Annotated in this window: 17 protein-coding genes, 1 tRNA gene and 2 pseudogenes; 13 read left to right on the top strand and 7 right to left on the bottom strand. The window is 57.9% G+C overall.

All coding sequences use genetic code 11. The annotated features are described in order from the left end of the window. Positions 1 to 434 precede the first annotated feature (434 nt). On the top strand, positions 435 to 662 hold the full coding sequence (locus C7G41_RS28905; RefSeq protein ID WP_245446749.1) for a hypothetical protein: 228 nt from the start codon (positions 435 to 437) through the stop codon (positions 660 to 662). A 162-nt stretch (positions 663 to 824) separates the two neighbouring features. Here C7G41_RS28905 and C7G41_RS37080 read toward each other — a convergent pair whose 3' ends face one another. After that, on the bottom strand, positions 825 to 1034 hold the full coding sequence (locus C7G41_RS37080; protein ID WP_146159818.1) for a hypothetical protein: 210 nt from the start codon (positions 1032 to 1034) through the stop codon (positions 825 to 827). Between the two features lie 247 nt (positions 1035 to 1281). Between C7G41_RS37080 and C7G41_RS28900 the strand changes: the two genes are divergently transcribed. The 6 genes from C7G41_RS28900 (at position 1282) to C7G41_RS28880 (ending at position 5336) form a co-directional block, all read left to right on the top strand. After that, a complete protein-coding gene (locus tag C7G41_RS28900; RefSeq protein WP_245446747.1) occupies positions 1282 to 1890 on the top strand; it encodes a DUF2939 domain-containing protein in 609 nt (202 codons plus the stop codon). A gap of 24 nt (positions 1891 to 1914) precedes the next feature. Beyond that, a complete protein-coding gene (locus C7G41_RS28895) occupies positions 1915 to 2097 on the top strand; it encodes a hypothetical protein (protein WP_106945702.1) in 183 nt (60 codons plus the stop codon). A gap of 1217 nt (positions 2098 to 3314) precedes the next feature. After that, positions 3315 to 3932 carry an NYN domain-containing protein gene (locus tag C7G41_RS28885; RefSeq protein WP_106945700.1) on the top strand — a complete coding sequence of 206 codons (618 nt, stop codon included), beginning with the start codon at positions 3315 to 3317 and terminating at the stop codon, positions 3930 to 3932. A gap of 455 nt (positions 3933 to 4387) precedes the next feature. Next, positions 4388 to 4618, top strand: coding sequence for a hypothetical protein (locus C7G41_RS37075; protein ID WP_146159817.1), 231 nt, complete (start codon positions 4388 to 4390; stop codon positions 4616 to 4618). Continuing rightward, complete coding sequence (locus C7G41_RS37070; protein ID WP_146159816.1) at positions 4618 to 4890, top strand: hypothetical protein; 273 nt, start codon at positions 4618 to 4620, stop codon at positions 4888 to 4890. The genes C7G41_RS37075 and C7G41_RS37070 overlap by 1 nt, the downstream gene beginning before the upstream one ends. A 203-nt stretch (positions 4891 to 5093) precedes the next feature. Continuing rightward, positions 5094 to 5336 (top strand): PilZ domain-containing protein, encoded by a 243-nt coding sequence (locus C7G41_RS28880; protein ID WP_106945699.1) that lies wholly within the window; start codon positions 5094 to 5096, stop codon positions 5334 to 5336. A gap of 1183 nt (positions 5337 to 6519) precedes the next feature. On the opposite strand, the gene C7G41_RS28875 is transcribed toward C7G41_RS28880, so the two are convergent. Continuing rightward, complete coding sequence (locus C7G41_RS28875) at positions 6520 to 6918, bottom strand: hypothetical protein (RefSeq protein WP_158268047.1); 399 nt, start codon at positions 6916 to 6918, stop codon at positions 6520 to 6522. A gap of 478 nt (positions 6919 to 7396) precedes the next feature. Here C7G41_RS28875 and C7G41_RS37465 point away from each other — a divergent pair. Beyond that, positions 7397 to 7467: transfer RNA gene (locus tag C7G41_RS37465), tRNA-OTHER, on the top strand. Between the two features lie 791 nt (positions 7468 to 8258). Here the strand turns inward: C7G41_RS37465 and C7G41_RS38390 are convergent. After that, positions 8259 to 8835: pseudogene (locus C7G41_RS38390) on the bottom strand (IS5/IS1182 family transposase); the annotation flags it as partial. Between the two features lie 152 nt (positions 8836 to 8987). Here C7G41_RS38390 and C7G41_RS28860 point away from each other — a divergent pair. After that, on the top strand, positions 8988 to 9218 hold the full coding sequence (locus tag C7G41_RS28860) for a hypothetical protein (RefSeq protein ID WP_146159815.1): 231 nt from the start codon (positions 8988 to 8990) through the stop codon (positions 9216 to 9218). A gap of 1060 nt (positions 9219 to 10278) precedes the next feature. Here the strand turns inward: C7G41_RS28860 and nagA are convergent. Further along, a complete protein-coding gene (nagA, locus tag C7G41_RS28855; RefSeq protein ID WP_106945695.1) occupies positions 10279 to 11475 on the bottom strand; it encodes an N-acetylglucosamine-6-phosphate deacetylase in 1197 nt (398 codons plus the stop codon). 110 nt (positions 11476 to 11585) lie between these two features. On the opposite strand from nagA, the gene C7G41_RS28850 reads away from it, so the two are divergent. The 4 genes and pseudogenes from C7G41_RS28850 to C7G41_RS37970 form a co-directional block, all read left to right on the top strand. Beyond that, positions 11586 to 12512, top strand: coding sequence for a BadF/BadG/BcrA/BcrD ATPase family protein (locus C7G41_RS28850; protein WP_106945694.1), 927 nt, complete (start codon positions 11586 to 11588; stop codon positions 12510 to 12512). Beyond that, positions 12481 to 13470, top strand: a complete 990-nt coding sequence (locus C7G41_RS28845) for an N-acetylmuramic acid 6-phosphate etherase (protein ID WP_306768061.1) — start codon at positions 12481 to 12483, stop codon at positions 13468 to 13470. The genes C7G41_RS28850 and C7G41_RS28845 overlap by 32 nt, the downstream gene beginning before the upstream one ends. Before the next feature lie 11 nt (positions 13471 to 13481). Next, positions 13482 to 14480, top strand: a complete 999-nt coding sequence (locus C7G41_RS28840; protein WP_245446745.1) for an SIS domain-containing protein — start codon at positions 13482 to 13484, stop codon at positions 14478 to 14480. Between the two features lie 247 nt (positions 14481 to 14727). Beyond that, positions 14728 to 14897, top strand: a pseudogene (locus C7G41_RS37970) (transposase domain-containing protein); the annotation flags it as partial. Between the two features lie 231 nt (positions 14898 to 15128). Here the strand turns inward: C7G41_RS37970 and C7G41_RS28835 are convergent. The 3 genes from C7G41_RS28835 to C7G41_RS28825 all read right to left on the bottom strand — a co-directional run bounded on the left by C7G41_RS28835 (position 15129) and on the right by C7G41_RS28825 (position 17773). Then, on the bottom strand, positions 15129 to 15314 hold the full coding sequence (locus C7G41_RS28835; protein ID WP_106945691.1) for a hypothetical protein: 186 nt from the start codon (positions 15312 to 15314) through the stop codon (positions 15129 to 15131). A 560-nt stretch (positions 15315 to 15874) separates the two neighbouring features. Then, on the bottom strand, positions 15875 to 16450 hold the full coding sequence (locus C7G41_RS28830; protein WP_106945690.1) for a GDP-mannose mannosyl hydrolase: 576 nt from the start codon (positions 16448 to 16450) through the stop codon (positions 15875 to 15877). Between the two features lie 336 nt (positions 16451 to 16786). Beyond that, a complete protein-coding gene (locus C7G41_RS28825) occupies positions 16787 to 17773 on the bottom strand; it encodes a GDP-L-fucose synthase (RefSeq protein ID WP_106945753.1) in 987 nt (328 codons plus the stop codon). Positions 17774 to 18388 lie beyond the last annotated feature (615 nt).

The following is an 18388-nucleotide window of genomic DNA, read 5'->3' as shown; positions in this document are numbered from 1 at the left end:
CAAGCGACCTTCCCTATTGGTTGACGCGAGATGCGGCGTTAAGGAGGTCGCTCGGACGGATCGAGCGCGTAACAGAGCCCTGCCGGCGCGAATGCTTCGTCGGATATCTCATACTCAAGGACGTCGAGCCGTGCGCGCAATACTGCAGCCGCTTATTGAAATCCAACGCGCGGCACCAGACAGTCGGCCGGGAGAAGATTGCCGCGAGCGCTGGCCTGCTCGAGCGATTGCAGGCGTCGCAGGAATGCGGCTGCTGCCCTTTGCCGACATCCGAGCAGGCTCCCCTGTTACAACAGTTCTCCTTTGGAGATTCCCACTACGGCGTGCCTAATGTTGGCTGTGCATGTGCTTAGTCGTCGCTTCGCAACTCCGCCTCCTAGCGTTCTCAGCAGGCACAGACTAAACTGCATGCCCCGAGATAACGGAGATGCATTGTGCCGAAGCTTCCTCACACCGATCTTAAATTGGTGCAAAGCTTGGAAAGTATCGAGCTTAAAGACGATGCCGGCAGGCCCATAGGGCAGTACTTCTTCGGAAAAGGGCGCGGGCGGACGGTTTTCTTGTTCGGCAAGTACAAGGGTACATTCAAGACTCACGCCGAATGTCAGGCGTTTGTCGATGGGGTTCTGGCGGTACTCAGCCCTGAGCTGGCTGCAAAGTAAGTAGCCCTGCCGCCAACCGCACGATGTTGTGCCCTGCTCTGCGGCAGATATTTCTCCGCTACCTACGATCAACACCCTCAATCAATGCGAGGCGACCGCGCCGCGCGCGCTGGCAGAGTTCTTGAGCGTCACGATCTTCCCGTTTCACGGATGCGACGCGTTTCATGACCTGATCAGCCGGGTGTGACCTGTTTCATAACCCGAAGAAGATTTATCCGCCAAGTTGATCGAGGCCTCAATTGCGGGGATCGGAGGACCAACGATGGCATCATTCCCCAAAATGATAACCGACGTCGCCCGAACGACCTTTCCGTTCGAAGAATTGAAGACGATCGTGATTTTTTGCGGGATCGGCCTACTGGTGTCGCTCATGATATTATGTTCTACGGCTATTCGGTCTCGTTCGGGTTGTTCTGAAACGAAAGAAAGCCCCGCCTTGGGGCAGGCCGGAACTCTTCCTGAAGTTAGCGGGACGAACCAGGTTCCCTCGGTTCGCCCGCGTCTCGACTCGCGTTTCCATTGTTTCGATTGCAATCGGTCTCGCGAGCGCCCTCCGCGGCGGCTAACCCTTTGATGCTCGCGCCCCTGGAACAAAGGTCAGGGCCACCGTTTGAATTGCATGAAATGGCTCATCGGCACACTTGCCGCCGTCCTGGTCTGTTTGGGCATCTACGCCGGATCGGCTTTTGTTTCGCTCATAGGTCTGGTTTCGGCCGTTCGGAATGCCGATGTCGCTCAGGTCATGGCCCGGACAGATATGCCGCGTGTCCGCCACTCTCTCGTCGAGCAGGTGATTGCCGCCTACCTCGATCGCCTGGGGCAGAAACGACCACTCCGGCCGATTGAGCGGGTGGCGATCAACGCCTTTGGCGCAACGCTCGCAGATGAGCTCGCCGCCAAACTCATGACACCGGAGAACCTCGCAGTTCTCCTGAAAAGCGGCACCGTTCGCAATGCGGCGGATAACATTACCTTTGGATCGATGCCGTCTCTGGCCGAGCTTGACGTTTCGAACCTATTCGGCATTGCCGGGCGGGTCAGGCCCGTCAAGCCTGTCGAGTTTGCGTTGCGGCTTGCCGGGGGCGAGAACGCCGGCAACATCAGCATGCACTTTGCGGGACGACGTGGCAGCTGTCCGGCATCACCCTACCGTCTCGCGTCCTTGCGCAGCTGGTGGACAGGTTGCCGATGCGCTGACCCTTGCGTTCGCACTCAGGTTGCGGTCTGATCGTGGTTTTTCGGGATCACTCCTATGGCCATCCAATTGATAGTTGCCAAGATACTTCGAGACGAACTTGCATTGCGGGGCATTCGATCATTGACTGCCGGAGAGTCAGAGGCGATCGCAGCGCGGATCTTCGAGCGGATCACCGATCTGGAGCTGGAGCTTGCCGCGCGCGACTTCAACAAGCCTGAAGAGCCACGACGGCGATAGACCGCGATGACGAAGGGAGGCACTGGTTCCGTCTACGATCCGCTCCGAAGGACGCTGGAGGGCGTGCGACAGAACGCCGTGCGGTTCACATTTGCAGAAATTGAAAACATCCTGGGAAGGCCGCTACCTGCATCTGCCTACAGGTTCAGCGCCTGGTGGGGCAACGAGAGCTCCCGCAAAGCGGGTCACGCGCAGGCCATGGCGTGGCTGGAAGCCGGCTTCAAAGCCAGGGTCTCTCTGAAGAGCCAAGCAGTAGAGTTTCGCCGAGCGTAGCGACCTAAGGGTGCAGCTCGCTTGCCCGCACATCCTAAGCCCGGCGGTTCGCAAGCTCTGCGTACGCGCACCGTCCAGCTGGCTCGATTGGGGTTGGCCGGTGCGGCGGAGGTCCTTGGTCAAATCGCTACTTGCGCTGGCACAACATCTTCGTTTTATCCTGTGGCAAAAGGGAATGTCTTTTTCCGGAGTCCGCCCGCGCTCGGACTTCGATAAGACGCGACGCAGCGAAGGCCCACATCGCCCCATCGGGCGGTGGCGAGACTGACTACGAACGAGTCTGGCGCTCAAGACGCGACTGGGGCGGAAAGCGTCTTTGGGCTCGTCTCGATCGGCCGATGTCCTCCTCAAGCTGGGCATCTAAAGACCGGCAGTCGATGCCGGCCGCTGCCTTGCCGAGGGGCTTTCTCACTGTCCGAGCGCCGCGCCAGCCGCGTATCCAGCTCAACCACCAACCAAATTGCGCTTAAAATACAATCCAAAATCGTATCGGTATCCAGTTGAAGAGAGTAGATAGAAAAGGTGGTCTACTCCGCCTCAGGTCCGGCTCGTGCGGCTTCGATGCGGAGTTATTAGGCACAATATCGCTTGTGCGGTACTGGGCCGCTGGCCTTCTTTGCTCTGAGCGTCGTAATTTGTCGCCAGCAGACCAGGGCCAAGCACGACTAGCACTCCGCGGCCGAACGTGGCGTGCCGGCGCCCCCTGAGCTAATTTGCTTCCAGCAAACAGAGCGCGATTTCAATGTTTAGAAAGTATGCCATACTCGCGATGCACATTATTCGCTGCGCCCGCCTGAGTTTCAGATCGCAGCGCGGCGAGGAAGCTTGAATAAGGCGCGCTACTCACTATCAAGGTAGCTTATCCTCACGATGGCCGGACTTTCACGACGCGTGTTCTGCGCCGCTCCAGTCCGTAGATTCGCGCTGCCAAAGGCTCGACTGAAATGTTACCTTCATCTACCGACAAGATCGTGCTCTTCATTGATGGAGCCAATCTCTACGCGACGGCAAAAACTCTAGGCTTCGACATCGATTACAAGTGCCTGCTGAAGGAGTTTCAGAGCCGTGGGACCCTGCTTAGGGCGTTCTTTTATACCGCCATTATCGAGCATCAGGAATACTCTTCGATCCGTCCCCTGATCGACTGGCTCGACTACAATGGCTACACCGTCGTCACCAAGGCGACTAAGGAGTTCATCGATGCCTCCGGCCGCCGCAAGGTCAAAGGCAACATGGACATTGAGCTCGCCGTGGACGCCATGGAGCTCGCCCAGCACATGGACCAGATGGTGCTGTTTTCGGGAGACGGCGACTTCCGCCCCCTCGTCCAGGCTGTTCAGCGCCGCGGTGTTCGCGTCACCGTGGTCTCCACGATCGCCAGCCAGCCACCGATGATCGCCGACGAGCTGCGCCGCCAAGCTGACGTCTTCACCGACCTCGTCGAGCTGCAGTCCAAGCTGGGCCGCACTCCATCCGAACGCTCCGCCGCTAGTGACCGTGAAGCGCGTGGACACACGCCAAAGTTCTTGCAACAGCCGAAAGGAAGCGACGCTCCCGAGTGAGCGCTCACGCCGACCTTTTTCGTTGGCACCCGTGTTGGCTAGGCTGCGCCCAAGGTAGAACCTACACCAGGAGTTTAACCGTGCTCTTCTGACTTGGCCGACGAGCATTGGAGCTCCCGCTTCCATATGGTCCGCGCGCCCGCGTCGCGGCAGAGTGGTGCGCCGCGATCTGGCCAACTTACCCGCTACGCAATGGAGGCTAGCAGCCGCCCACCACCTAGAAGTGCCCCGGCGCTGGCATGGAAGCCTCTACGAAGTTGCCCGCCCGTGCTGGCCCAGCCACCACGGCTTCACGAACATGCTCGCCGGGATGGCCGCGTTGGCCGTGCGCTTGCGTTGAGCCGTATCGTCTCGGCTGTTTTGCCCAGATATTGGCTCACCGCAACGTTCCGTTAAGCGGACTCATGAAAGAGTGTGCCCTTTAGAGTCCTTGGGCGATCTAGGGGTTTATATTTGTGGATTTCGATATTGAGAAAGAATTAGAGGAGCTGCGCAAGCAGGTCGCAATTCGCCAGCGACACATTGAAGATCAGGTCTTCTTGATCAGCATTCTTGAGAGTGACGGCCACCACCCACTCGAACAGCATGCGGCACTGAAGACCGAACGCAAGCGGTTGGCCGAGCAAATGGAACGGCAAGTCGCAATCCTCCGGCTCTTGTCTACGGATGAGCGGGCTCAACGCTGATGAGCACCAAACCTGAGCTTCTGATCGACAGATATGTGGAGTGGCTTAGCCGAGGTCGCCTGACCGGCAGGATAACGTACGTCACGCGCGCGAGCGACATGCCCCATCCGCAGCCTGGAGCGGAATGGCATAAGGATAAGGATTTTGATGCCGCGGCCGAACTTCGGCGCCGGCCCGTTCTGAAGGCGATCTTCACTACGGCAATCAAAGCAGGTTCGAAAACTGTTCGAGAAGAAGCTATTGAGCGTCGTCCAGCGCAGGAAAAATACTAGAAGGGCGCATAATCAGTGAGATCTCGCAAACCAAAAGAATGGACGCCAGCCGAGATCGGCCAGCTAATCAGGCTCGCCAAAGAAGGAGCGAGCGCATCCAAAATAGGCATCCAACTGAGGCGATATCCCGCATCAGTAAAGAGGATGGCTCAAAACACCGGCACAATGCTGGAAAAACAAATGCAGTCCAAGAGGTAGCTTGCGTGGATGAACGTAGAAAAGCTCCACGCGACGGGGTCGAGCAGATCGGCTACATTTTTGATGACGGGTCGAGCATCCGATGCGTCATCAAGAACATCTCTGAAAATGGCGCAGCGATCGAGTTGGCCGACCCGCACCTCGCGCGGCCTCAATTCCAGCTTATGTTGGATAGCGACCGCTCCGTTCGAGAATGTCGGCTGGTCTGGTCCTCGCAAAACCGCATAGGAATCCAGTTTATTCGATAGTCGCGGCTCAAGCGCTTCTCTCCCCTCTCTTCGCTCGAGTTCATCCCATGAGCTCGTAAGCTCCCCCCGAGACCTACTTTGTCCACATCCCGAAGCGCGCAGCCGCGGTGCTGGCAGTACCAACTTCGGAACGGCCGCCAAAAGGCAGTCGTCGGACTATTTGCGATCAAAGTGCGAAGTGCCGATCGCAGGAGACCAACGGCGTGAGGAGAAATGAGCATATGGACGAGGGTTTTTCACTCTCAATTTTCACACTTGAGGTCGATGAAAGCCGGTCGTTGCATTTGCCGAAAGGAAGCATGCTGCCGCCGAAGCCGTCATCCACGATGAATATCTGCCCAAAAGGTTATCCTCCTTGAGATCAGGAGAAGTGCCCCTGTGCGATGACTTCTCCATTTTCCGGTTGCGGATCGCGCGGCCCGAAGAGCGACAGATCTATCATGATCGTCGTTTTGGACGACTTCCGCACACAGCATTACTATTCGCGTTGCTCGTCCCACTGGATGTTGGTGCAGGTGGGCTTCATCAGGCGATTGATGAGTTGTCGGAACTCGGATAGTCCCCTGAAGCTGATTAAGATTCTTGGCGATCTCATGCGCTCTCCAGATCTACCGCGTCAATCATTTTGGTCACCGAACCACCCGCGGAGCCGGGCAGAGATTGGACTACAACATAGAGGTCAGCCAGTATCGTCGATGCCGTACCCGGGCTACGGACCTAGGTGATGAGCTCTACGCGGACTAACAGAAACGGCTCGGAAACTAGGGCTATTTTTCGCGGGACCTTAGGAAGCGAGATTTAGAAAGGTGATCAATTGGGCCGAAGAATACTTCTACTGCTGCACCGCGCCGAGATCGCCATTCATCACCGCATCGTGGACGCGCACTTGCTCTTAAAGGCTAGAGACGTCATGGCGGGAGGAGAACAGCGGCAGAAGGGTAGCTCACGTGGAGCTGATCGGCTGATCAACTTGACGGCGCGAGCCTGATGTTTGGCGAACCATCGCTGGCTCGTGTGACCCAGTAAGAGACGACGTTGGCTCGACCTGGCTTCTTCGTTCTCGATGTTTAGTGATCGAGGCGATGAACACATTTGTTCAGTGCGGTAAGATCTAAGATCATGCGAACTGCGAGGAACCTTCGAATCGGATGAACGTTATGCATCACATCTCACTTCTCGCGAGTTAGCGAACATTGGACTTCGGCAGTCGCTCGGGATGGAAGTCCGCCGGATTGATCATTCGCTCGGGCTTCGTTATCTCCTCCTGGACGGGCATCAGAGTAGCCTGAAAGAGCATTCCTGGGACTTCTGTAACTTGACCCGAGCACGAAGCAAAGTTGCTCGCCGCAGTCCCGGTCAATTTGATCTCGACTTCGTCGACGCCGAAAACACTCGGCTGTCCTTCAGCGTGTCGGTGAGTGGTCAGCGTTGCCGAAAATCGAGTCCCGTCGAGTTCGTACGTACCGCCATAGCTGATGATTGTATCGCCGCCTGAGATAATGCCGTCCTTTAGAAGAAGGCGACCAGTACCAGAGCCGTGCTCGGTTTGAAACCACGCGACATATTCGCCGTCCTTCAACACGTGTTTGCCTCGCTCAGAGCCAAGCCGAATACCGCGCCTGCAAAGAGAGCTCCCAAAAAGTTAAGAGAAGCTGAATAGCTCCGGAAAGGTTGGGCGTCAGCATGAGCCGCCAGTTCGAAGCGACGAAGGCCGCGGCCTTTTACTTTGAATGAGAAATGCGGAGTGGCCTATTCGGGCCAACACCACTCGGCAAAAAGGGGCGCCTTTCTCAAGGCGCCCCCTAAGACCGGTTGCAATCTTGTTCGGGATACAAATACCAGCCCCGGCAAAGGCAGCGTATCTGACTGATGCACACGCGCCCCATCCGAACGGCTGAGATCCTCAATCAAAATTCTGCTTGCAGTGGGAATTAAGAATGCATTAACTTCACTGTACACCGTTACCCCACGGGACCCCCAAGTCACGTTCGGAGCCGGTCAAGAACCCCGCTCAGCCGGACTGGCGGGGTTCTTTAGTTGTACAGGTTAAAGCGACGCATTCTTTGGGTAGGTCAGCGGTAGAGTATTCTACTGTTGATGGTCGCTGGGTCGAACCCAGCCCGAAGAGCCAGCGCCTGAGGCATGAGGCCAATCAAGGCTCGAGCGCGAGCGCTCGGCAGGTTTACCGCAATGACGACCCGCAGCCACCTGTGGATCTCCCAAGGTGATGCGCGCCCGTTCCTATGGATATCAAGCACTGGCCCGTTTCCAGCGCAAATGGCCTAATTTCCTGTAAATCTTACTGCTAGTCGGCGGAAAGCACTCAGTCCGGTGCGCCCATTGCCCATAAGGCCAAGCAGATGGTTGCGCCGATCATAAACAAGACGGAAGTCACCTCGATCACGTTCAACCTCAGGCCGGCCTTGCCATTAGAACCCCCGAAGGGTCGCTGTGTTCTCGGAAATCTGACCGTATGGTGAATCGGCCGATGATCCCGTTCCCAAAGCCGCTCGCGCGAGCGGAGCAGGACGAGCTGGAGGCACACGAGGATCAACTCGAACTAGCTCGTTACTCAAATGGCCGCGCCGCCTCAACGGCCTAGGTAGAAAGGGGCGACCAGTACACTGGGCGCGCCCGCGACAACAACCAGCACGTGGGCGATGTTCGCTCAGGGTCAATCGCGTCGGTTGATGCTGGCCGCAAACTTCCGATCTGGCTGCATACGGGGGCATCGGGCTACACCGCGCCTATGGAAGCGATGGGCCACGAGCACACATACGCGGTCGCTCACCGATGGACCCTGAGATCACGCGAACGGCCTACCGGCGGGCCCTTATTGCACACGACGATGCGAAATTGATGCTCATGGGCGACCAAGCGGTCGACGCATCTTCCACGACCCCCGCCGGTCGGGTCCTATCGAAAGTCGCTCCGCGAGAAGGTGCCATCGTCCCGCTTCGATTATCGAACACTGGGATATGCGACGCGATGCCCTTCTCGACAGCCAGTTCAGCATCGGAGCCGCTCCGTAAGCGGTATCCCCGACAAGTCGCTCTGGCTTGAGACCGAAGCGCTGCTCGGTCCGTTCGATCATGGTCTTTGCTGCACCGACCTCGCCTGGCGAATGGCGCGGGAGGCCTCGACATCGTCGATGACGCCGAACTTCACGTCGATGAGATAGTTGTCGGAGTGCGCGAAGAATGCCGGCCCGTTGCGAGCGCCGGTTCACTGCGCTGCTGGCTCGGATGGCGAAATAAACTTCGGGACGACATCGCTGGCGGCGCCCCACGCCGGATCGTCGAGGATTGCCAAATAATCCTTCACCGCGCGGTTAGACCTGGCCGGATCGAGATCCCTGCGCCAATCCTGACCTGCGATCGAGCGCGGCTTGTTCGCGTCGGCCACAATCAGGCTCCCAACGGCTTATCCTTCCGCCATCAAGCAGACCGGGGGCAATGCATATCTCGATAATCCGTTCGAACACGTGGCGGAGAACATCTCCAACGCAGATGAGCGTTACGGCAGCGGAAATGCAAATTTCGGCACAGCGGCTTTCACTCGCAACTTCCCCGAGTAGTGGAACCTCCGGTCGCGCCGGGTAAGGCTGCCAGCTTTCGCTCGTTATGATTATCTTCCATAGCAATGCTTGCCTTGACCCAGATCATCAAATATCGTCGCCCTCCTTTTTCCGGTCTGGGTGCTACGATGAATGGTTTCCGAGCCAAATTGGAACGTTTCGAATGCCTTGCATCCGAATGCGAGTTGATCGCCAAGCGAGTTGATGAAAGCCATCGGGAGATGTATCTGCGAGCAAGCCAACACTATCGTGAACTGGCCAACGAGGTGCGTGCCCTGCTTGCGTCATTCGAGATGGCGGCATAGCCCCTCGAAAGCTCCAGACAAAAAGCTGTCCGGCATCCCCTCACCGCTGCCGCAAGCTGGACCAGATCCCATTTATCTGTGCAGGACGGCTCCATCAATTTTGAGAAAATCAAGATCTCGTACGCGCCAGGTTCGAAAGTTGGCCGAGGGTATCAATTCGAAAAAGGGTGCCGGCGCGCCCAATGCTGCACCGAGCCCGGTCATTGATGGCAGAACAGGTCGCGACCGGTTCAAGCTTCGATGGAGCCCATAAGTGCCTGATGGCGGCCGACTTCTTGATGAAGCTCACAACCGCATCCTCGCTGGCTTCCCGATCGTGAACGCGGCGAGACCTCAAAGCCGTGCCTAACCTCTGCGGCTCCTGAAGAAGCCCTTGATGACCTCAATAGCTCTAAACAGGGATGTTGAGATCCTGGACCTGCGTGGCGGAACCACAAGCAGAACGTAAAAAACGTTCAGCAGCAGCCAGCATCCGAGCACGATCAGAATGATTTGCATGGCAATTCCGAAAATTCGGCAAAAAAGGAGCAGTTGGAAATAAGCGAGACGATCATGAGAGCCTAGCGACGGCTTCGGCTCAAGTCCAATCGTTGATTAAAGCTGCAGAGTAAGGACGCGATAGCGAACATGCGCTCCTTCGAAGCTCGGCACTATAAGGCAGCGAAGCCGGGCGGAGCGAATGCCACGATCGGGGTAAATCAATTCGTGCATAGCCGAAAGCGACGTTGGTTGCTCATAGCATAGCCGGTTGGCCTACAGATTTTTCTGACGAAGCGGCGGAATGAGTGAATAACCCATGCGCAAATTGCTCGAGGTAAATGTTATTGCGCCCGACTTCAGTCGGGCCACATGGTGGCTGACTGCCTGTTAACGCCCCACAGCCATGTCATGATGGCAGCGCGGTCCTCGCCCTCTGGTCGTAATCATCGGAGTAGCGATTACTGGGTTCGACAACAGCCAGTCGCGTGGTGAAAGGGTATCACGCCAGGCTATCCCGCCACCGGACTGCGCAGCCGCGCGGAGTGCGTATCTAAGGGAGAACGCCACAGGTTGCGCGAAGCTAGGTTGAGCTCATCGAACCTCGGCGAGAAACCTCGCTCGCGCTGTCCATCGAACCGACGCCGCCTATCCACGTGCCGACGATCTCAAAGTTTGCATTGAAGGCGACAAAATCTGCGCGGTATCCTGGCGCGATCCGTCCGAGCTCAAACTCAAGGCCCAGAAAAGCCGCGGGCGTCCGAGAGGCCATAATCAGAGCATCCGCAAGGGGAATTTCGAGCAGCGCTACTGCGTTGCGAACCGCCTCGATCATGCTGAGGTGAGCGCCGGCGAGTGTGCCATCGGGCCCCGTCAAGCGATTTTCACGCAAAGTGACTTGCCTTCCTTGCAATATGAATTGCAGGAGTTGGGTGCCCACCAACGGCATGGCATCAGTGACCAGCATCAATCGATCGCGCCCCTTGCAGCGGAACGCAACACGCAAAGCGACCGGGTCAACATGGATGCCGTCGCAAATGATGCCCGCAAACAGCCGGTCATCCGCAAGCGTGGCGCCGACCAGGCCAGGCTCCCGGGCTTGCAGCTGCGACATGGCATTGAACAGATGAGTCACCCCCGACACCCCGCGCTCGGCCGCCCGCCCGATTTCGGCTGCGCTGGCCTCGCTATGGCCCGCGGCGATACGCAATCCAGCCTCGATCAATTCGTCGATCATCGAAGCGGGCACGCATTCGGGGGCCAAGGTCACAACGGATCGGCCATGGCTTCCAAAACTCTTGATCGCCGCGACATCGCGCCGATCCGGAACCCGTATCTCGGCTTCTGGATGAATGCCTTTGCGAGACCTGTTGAGGGCCGGTCCTTCCAGATGAAAGCCAAGAACGCCCGGAATGTTCACGCAACTCGCGGCGACAGCAGCCAATCGCTCGATGACCTTGGTCCGATCGGTGATGAGCGTCGGCAGGCATCCGGTGGTCCCCCGCTCTCGGTGCGCCTCAACGATGCGCCGAACCCCGGCCTCAGTTGGGTGCTCGTTGAGAAGGACGCCCCCGCCCCCGTTCACCTGGATGTCGATGAACCCAGGTGCAAGGATCGCGTCTGCGGGAAGGTGAATCGAGGCGCACGTCTCCCCCTCACCTAAGGTGATGCTTTCAACCCGCCCCTGCGAGATTCTGACCGACCCCGGCCCGCGCATATCGGTACCATCGAAAATGTGCCGCGCGGCAATCGTAAGAGAGGAAGAACCAGCGTAGCCCATCGACCTTGATCCTATATCCCGGTTTCGGACGCGTCACACGAGTGCGCGCGGGCTCGCCATTCCGCAGGTGATTGGGCGGAACCCGGAAGGAAATCTTCGCGTTAACTTCCATGGGAACAAAAGGTACCACATATCTCGGCATTGATGGTGGCGGAACCCGCTGCCGCGCCCGGATTGAGGACGAGAACGGCAAATTGCTTGGTGCAGCGAATTCGGGCCCTGCCTCTACGCGGGTTGGTTTCGAGAAGGCTTGGCAGTCCATCATGCAAGCCACCGAAGCGGCCGCAGCACAGGCCGGACTGATGCGAGAGGACTTCGCGCGGATGCACGCGGGAATTGGCCTGGCTGGCTTTGGCCGCCGAGGCGCGGCAGCTGCGCTCAACGATATCGCGCATCCCTTTGCGTCCGTCATGTTCGTCAGCGACGGCTTGGCGGCCTGTCTCGGCGCTCATAGCGGCGCGGACGGCGCCATCGTGGTAGCCGGCACAGGGTCGGTCGGTGTCGGCCTGATCGCGGGCCGCGAGATCCGTCTCGCCGGTTACGGCTTTCCCGTGTCGGACGAAGGCAGCGGTGCCGACATCGGCCTGCAGGTTGTTCGATTGGCGCTGCGGGCCGCAGATTGCCGCAGCGAGCTGACCCCATTACTTTCAGAGGTGCTGGACGCATTCGATCGTGATCCTTATCAGGCCGTGGCCTGGTCGGAAGAAGCCAGAGCGACGGACTATGCTGCGTTCGCGCCGATCGTGATGCGGCATGCAAATCAGGGCGATCCGGTCGGGCGTCGCATTGTCGAACGCGCGGCTGATGCCATTGGCGATCTGCTCGACCTATTCCTGGCGAGAGGAATAGAGCGGCTCTCGCTGGTGGGCGGCCTCGCCGACGCCATTGCGCCATGGCTGACGCCCGACCTGCGGGCCCGCCTGCGGCATCCTGACGCCGATGCGGCGGGCGGCGCGTTGTTGTTGGCGCGAGGGCGGCTCGACGTGCCCAAGCAAGATACCGATCGTGAACAGGCATCAAAGTTCAGCATTCAATGAGGCAGGGATCAACTATATGGCCACTGAAGAAGTCGATCCCCGCTTTGCCGACCTTGATGCATGGTCTCTGACATCAGCGATGGCAGCCATGTGGGAGGGTCAGCTTGCGGCGGTCGCGGCGATTGGTCATGCCCTTCCCGCGATCACGGCGGCGACCGAAGCGGCTAAAGCGGCGCTCGGCGATCACGGACGTCTTGTGTACGTCGGCGCCGGCACCTCAGGCCGCGTGGCGGTTCAGGACGGCGCCGAGCTGTTGCCGACCTTCGCCTGGCCAAGCGGGCGCGTCTGCTTCATCGTCGCCGGCGGAGCCAGTGCATTCGTCAGCAGCATCGAGGGTGCGGAGGATGATGTCGATGATGCGGTCACGCAGATTAATGCTGCGCGGCTCACACCGCACGACGTCGTGATCGCCGTTGCCGCCAGCGGGACAACACCATTCACCGTCGCGGCGCTGCAGCGGGCAGGATCACTCGGTGCAACGACAATCGGTGTCGCCAACAATGCCGGCTCTGCACTCCTGGTCTCAGCGAAATTTCCGATTTTGATCGAGACCGGCCGCGAGCTGATTGCCGGCTCCACGCGAATGAAGGCCGGCACAGCACAGAAGGTTGTCCTCAATCTGATCTCCTCAGGCATCATGCTGCGGCTCGGCAGGGTGTATCAGGGTATGATGGTGAACATGCCGCCGACCAATGCCAAGCTGAAGCGACGCGCCGAAGGCATGGTGGCGCAAATCGCGCATTGCGATCCGTCGCATGCGGCCCGCGCGCTTGAGCAGGCCGGCGGAGACATCAAGACGGCAAGCCTCCTCGCGTTGGGGCTCGACAGGGGTGATGCCGAGAGAATGCTAAAAAACGGTCATGGTAATCTTCGGTGCGTATTTGCCGAACTCGGCAGGGATCGTGTTCCCCGCAAGCAGGCGGCAGCACACGAGCAAGGCGGAGCGGTCAAGCCGTGATGACATCCGCCATGGCAATCGAAATCAGCGAAAGCGCTGACGTCGTGGCCAGAATAGTCCAGAACCGCCCCGCCTCGCGCGAGATCGCCCAACGAGTTGAGATTGGCTCCGCCCCATTGTGCGTCGTTTGCGGCCGGGGAAGCTCTGGGCACGTCGGTGTTTTCTTGAAATACCTCATCGAGACGCGCCTTCGACTTCCCGTTTCGACCAGCGCTCCTTCGGTGATCACGGCATTTCGGACGCCGTTGATGCTTCGGCATGCGCTGTTCATCGTGATCTCGCAATCCGGGCGCAGCCCCGATCTTGTCGCGGCGACCAGGTCGGCACGCACCGCAGGCGCCCGCACCATCGCTATCGTCAATGCCGCATCGTCCCCAGTCGCCGACGAAGCCGAGTTCGTCATTCCGATCGAGGCAGGGCGAGAGCACTCAGTAGCGGCGACCAAGACTGTGATCGGCTCGATGGCTGCTGGCGCTGGACTTATTGCCGAACTGGCCGAAGATCGCATACTGCGGTCAGCGCTCGAAAGGCTTCCCGAGCGCCTGCGCCGCGCCTTGGCGCTCCACTGGGGCGGTATTACTGATGATCTCACCAAAGCGTCAGCTGTCTTTGTGGCGGCACGCGGCCTGGGCCTCGGCTCCGCGCGGGAGATCGCGCTCAAGCTTTCGGAAGTCCTGCGCCTGCCCTCGATTGGTCTGAGCGCTGCCGAACTGCAGCATGGGCCCCGCGGCGCATTATCATCCCGTACGCCGCTTCTCATGATGCGCATCATGGATGAGACGGCGCCCATGGTCGACGCGCTGGCAAAAGAATTGCGCCAGCAAAAAATTGCGCTGCATCTATGCGGCGGACCGCACGGGTCGCTGCCTTGGTTAGCCGAAGATGACCCCGCCACCGACCCGATCACCATGCTGATGCCAGCCTATCGAATGATCGAGCAGGCTGCGCTGAGCTGCGGATTTGACCCGGATCGTCCTCCTCGCCTCAGCAAGATTACCGAGACATTTTGACGGCTGACTGTTCGCTGGCCACACGGCTATGCGCTTACCTGAACAATTGCCCATGACATGCCCAGCCGAGTGAACCTCCCGGTCGCGACCATCTCGCTTTCGTTGAACTCATCGACAACGAAGGCTTGCCCGCCTGCCCAAGCCGGGCACTCTCAGCCTAGACTGTCCCGGAAGGCCATAGTTTCGGTGATCAGAGCGTCTCGTTCGAGTGTCCCATGACTCAAATGCGGCGCCCTCTTCATCACCCGCGACGGTGTACAACCTGATCGTCCACGCCAAAATGAACGACCTGGATCCACAACCCTGGCTCGCCCACGTCCTTGGCGCGCATCGCTGCACATCCAGCCCAATCCGTCCATGAGCTGCTGCCCCTGGAATTGGCGCGACCCAAATGAGCAAGTCAATCAGGCAGTCTGAGTGGCAATCCAGCGGCCCTTGCCGGGCCACACCGGACGCGGAGCAGTGCTTAGCTGCCTGCCTACCAGGCTCCAATGGCAATCAGAACGGTAAGGCTCAGAACAACAATGCAAATGATAGTCGCAGGGACCGTGAGCCAATCGGAAATCATTATTGCCTCCCGAGAGCGAAGCTATTGCCATAGTGCTGTCAGTGTGCGGCGCGGAAAGGACCACGTGTAGGGAGGTCTCTTCAATTCGGCTCGCGGGCACTGATTTCTTGCGGCGTGTCGGTCCTGCCAAGGTTACCCTGATCAGCACGACCATAATCGGGTGGTAGGCGTTCAGGATGCTTGCCTCTGAGCAGAAGCTGTTTGCGCATTTCAGCGAGCCGAGCGCGGCAGTATTCTCGATAGATCAGGTCGAATATGGCGGGCATGGTTGCCCCCGTCGTTTGAATATCACCCTAGAGATCCTTCCACCACGAACTTTCGGGTGACCTTAACCCCGTTTGATCGCTGCCCGAGTGAGCCCATTCACAACTTTTCTTTTGAGACTTGGAATTTTGGCGATTGGCTGACTTGATTGCCGTCACAAAAAGTACAGGGCCAATTACCTAAGCTACTACAGCGACCTTCTGTTTCAGCAAAGCTTGTCAAACAACCTGAGAGCGCTGCTTCGCGAAAAACAACCACTATGGACCCGAAGAATTGCCACTGGATGCAAGAAGCGTTGGCTGCAACGCTGCCACCTAGCGCTTTCAGCAGCGCAGGTTTAACAGCGCACTTGGGTCGGGCATCTCGCCGTGCGTATTGACCGATAAAGCCGCGCACCGGACGATCGAGTGTCCGAACAATGTCACATGATCGAAGCACTCAGCGTCGGCCCAAGCGGAGAGGTCCGCAGCCTAGCGGGGCAGGAGACTGCGCCATCACCCGGGCCAGACCCGGAGCAGGCTCCGCCGTGCGAGACGGTCCCTACGCGAGGTCAGATTTACGGTTACGACAGAACTGCACCGTCAATCGATTCTGCAATGTTACCGGACTCCAACTCGCTTTGAACTTCTCGATGATGAACCCGCACTTGCTGTTTTTTATCTACCGGAGCCTGCCTCAGACGCTCTAAGTACGCCATCGCGTAAGGATGGACTCTAAGCGCAGCCAAGTCCGATGATGAAGCCCACCGAAGCTCAGAATGTTGGCAGTCGCCGCGGATCACTGGACGATGATCTAACGTGATCTCGTAAGGTAGGCAGATGTAGTGAGTGCCGAAACCGTCTCGTTCAAATATATTAGTCTCATAGAAGTGCTCGAAGACGCCGAGCGGAACAGCTTCTTCGATGTTAGCCTCGATAGACGTTTCACTCAAAAGCAGTCGACGAAAAGCTTGCGCGAGACGCTCGCCTTTTCTTATCCGACCACCGGGCACAAAATAAAAACCTTTGGCAGGCTGGTTTCGGCGTGCCCCCACCAACACCGCGCCAGCAGGATCCCGGAGAACAAAATCGATCGCGCATAAAGGTGCGTAATGCACAACCTGTTCGAACACTATGTCTTCCAAAAATCCATTTACCATCTACTGAATCCCAAGATCTACAAAGCCTCTTCATACTGAGCCATGAACGATCGCGCGTTCAAACCTTCCCTGGAAGCTTGATGGGCTCAACGGAGGTTGGATTCACAATGAATTCGCAGAGTTTGGCTTCTCAAAATGAGCAATACGATAAACTTCTCAGCGAGCACAGTTGAAAGCCCAATTTCGTTACCGGTGCTACGCCTCGTCTGCTTCAACTCTGTTTCCTCTTCTCCTCTAAATTGCTGCGTTAACCCCATAGGCATGCGTCATGATTTGACTTTGCATCCGACAGGTCGTTGGCGGCAGCCAAAGGAACGAGTTGCTATGCTTCTGACGCTATCTAGCAGACGCGACCTGATCGGCGGAGATCCTGGTATGGCGCCCCCCACCTTGCAGGAAGTCGCGATATGTGGCGGCCAGACCTTCTCGCAACGACGTGCGCGATTGCCAGCCAAGTGAGTTAAGCCGCGAACTGTCGAGCAATTTACGTGGCGTGCCGTCTGGCTTGCTCGTATCGAAAATAAACTGGCCTTTATAATCTACCGTCTCGGCAACGGCTTCAGCGAACTCCCTGATCGAAAGGTCGGATCCTGCACCGATGTTGATCGGAATGTGATCGGAATAATTCTTTAGAAGAAATACACAGGCGTCGGCGAGGTCATCGACGTACAGGAATTCGCGGAGCGGCTTACCTGAGCCCCAAATCGTGACCGAAGGAGCCTTTGTCAATTTCGCCTCGTGAAAGCGGCTCAGGAGAGCAGCCGGAACGTGGCTGTGCTCGGGGTGATAATTGTCGCCCGGGCCGAAAAGGTTAGTTGGCATTGCCGAGATGAAATCATCACCGTACTGTCGTCGGTAGGCTTGGCACATTTTCAACCCGGCGATCTTGGCCACAGCATACCATTCGTTCGTTGGCTCAAGTGGGCCCGCGAGAAGCTCTTCCTCCCGAATTGGCTGATTTGCCAGCTTCGGATAGATGCACGACGAGCCGAGGAACAGCAGGCGTTCAACACCGGTGTTATGAGCCGCTGAAATGACGTTGAGCTCGAGGTGAAGATTCTCGCAGAGGAAATCGACAGGCAAGCTGTTGTTGGCCGAAATACCTCCGACCTTTCCAGCTGCGTGAACCACGACCTCCGGCCTGTTCTTCTCGAACCAACGTTTTGTCTGGCCGGCATCGGCGAGATCAAGCTGCCGTCGGTCGGCCGTCATTATCGTGCAGTGCTGATCAGCCAATTTGCGAACAATCGCCGATCCAACCATTCCGTTGTGACCGGCCACAAAAACTTTTTTCCCGAAAAGCTCATATGAAAATGTCACAATAAAACTCCAGACGCTAAAAAAAGAACGTCGAAAAAGGAAATCTAAGAGCACGAGCATACTGGGATGCACAAGTTCAGTAAATGGCTTTGAAACTTTGTCGCTTAAGCTGGTAAATTTGGCCGCGATCCAATTGCATGAGCCAGCATGCGGGATGGATAACATTGGCGCTTAACAGGCGCTCGGCAAATGCGGCCCAAATCGCGGCGCCGTCGCTCGCGTTGGAATTGGGGATTCAGCCCGCTCCGATGAGGAGCATCATGCCTGGCCTGTCGGACAGCGACCTGGCCGTGTGTCTGCTCCGCCGAGTGCCGCCCTACAACAGGGAATCTCGCCAATATTCCTCTCCAGAACAGACTTGCGGTAGCTTGCAAACGGTAGGCGAGTCGAAATTCTGGCGTAGGGCCAAGACCTTAGATGATTCACCACGCTGCTGCCTGCTAGGTGGAGACAACAGGCGTCTAACAAGGGAATTTTGCCGCTCGTATCAAGGCGAAGACGCGAAATAAACAGGATGACACCGGCACCGCCGTACCGGCCGGTGCGGGCCAGCGGCCGAGCGGAAAACGACTGCTCATCGCCAGTCAGCTGCATGTCGGAACCACGCGGGCTTAAGGC

It is taken from the genome of Bradyrhizobium sp. MOS002 (assembly GCF_003020115.1).
Lineage (GTDB): Bacteria > Pseudomonadota > Alphaproteobacteria > Rhizobiales > Xanthobacteraceae > Bradyrhizobium.
This window is presented reverse-complemented; position numbering and strand designations above follow the sequence as displayed.

Coding starts and splice junctions, on each gene's coding strand:
- C7G41_RS37080 (WP_146159818.1), bottom strand. CDS start 1,034: ATGAGCGACACCAGTAGGCCGATCCCGCAAAAAATCACGATCGTCTTC.
- C7G41_RS28900 (WP_245446747.1), top strand. CDS start 1,282: ATGAAATGGCTCATCGGCACACTTGCCGCCGTCCTGGTCTGTTTGGGC.
- C7G41_RS28895 (WP_106945702.1), top strand. CDS start 1,915: ATGGCCATCCAATTGATAGTTGCCAAGATACTTCGAGACGAACTTGCA.
- C7G41_RS28885 (WP_106945700.1), top strand. CDS start 3,315: ATGTTACCTTCATCTACCGACAAGATCGTGCTCTTCATTGATGGAGCC.
- C7G41_RS37070 (WP_146159816.1), top strand. CDS start 4,618: ATGAGCACCAAACCTGAGCTTCTGATCGACAGATATGTGGAGTGGCTT.
- nagA (WP_106945695.1), bottom strand. CDS start 11,475: ATGGGCTACGCTGGTTCTTCCTCTCTTACGATTGCCGCGCGGCACATT.
- C7G41_RS28850 (WP_106945694.1), top strand. CDS start 11,586: ATGGGAACAAAAGGTACCACATATCTCGGCATTGATGGTGGCGGAACC.
- C7G41_RS28840 (WP_245446745.1), top strand. CDS start 13,482: ATGGCAATCGAAATCAGCGAAAGCGCTGACGTCGTGGCCAGAATAGTC.
- C7G41_RS28835 (WP_106945691.1), bottom strand. CDS start 15,314: ATGCCCGCCATATTCGACCTGATCTATCGAGAATACTGCCGCGCTCGG.
- C7G41_RS28830 (WP_106945690.1), bottom strand. CDS start 16,450: ATGGTAAATGGATTTTTGGAAGACATAGTGTTCGAACAGGTTGTGCAT.